The organism is Methylobacterium nigriterrae, assembly GCF_037106235.1.
Lineage (GTDB): Bacteria > Pseudomonadota > Alphaproteobacteria > Rhizobiales > Beijerinckiaceae > Methylobacterium > Methylobacterium nigriterrae.
In genome coordinates this window covers 1-383 of the sequence record NZ_JBAWTG010000606.1, presented here as the reverse complement: position 1 = coordinate 383, position 383 = coordinate 1, and the positions used below count along the sequence as shown (strand labels likewise).

Below are 383 nucleotides of genomic sequence, written 5' to 3'. Positions count from 1 at the left end.
TGGTGACCAAGCTGCGGCCGCCCGTCAACGCAAGGATGCGGGAGAGAAGGAAGGGCGTCACCGCCTTGCCGGTGACCCCGGCCTCATCGGCCTGGGCCAGGACGGCCTCGATCAGCCCGGCGACCTCCGCGGCGGGGATCTCGTCGGCCTGCGGCACCGGGTTCGCGATGAGAACGCCGCCGCCCAAACCCAGCGCCTCCTTGGTCCGGACCAAATCAGCGATCGCGTCCGGCGCGTCGAGACGCAGGGGCGACGGCAGCCCGCTGTCGCGGCTCCAGAAGGCAGGCAAGCGATCGGTGCCGTAGCTCACGACGGGGACGCCGCGCGTCTCCAGGTACTCGAGGGTGCGGGGCAGATCGAGGATCGCCTTGGCACCGGCGCAG

1 protein-coding gene is annotated in these 383 nt (G+C 71.5%); it reads right to left on the bottom strand.

Features of this window, described 5'->3' with window-relative positions:
* Nucleotides 1-383: pseudouridine-5'-phosphate glycosidase (locus tag WDW90_RS38425; protein ID WP_336492913.1), on the bottom strand; the 383-nt coding region annotated here is incomplete at both ends.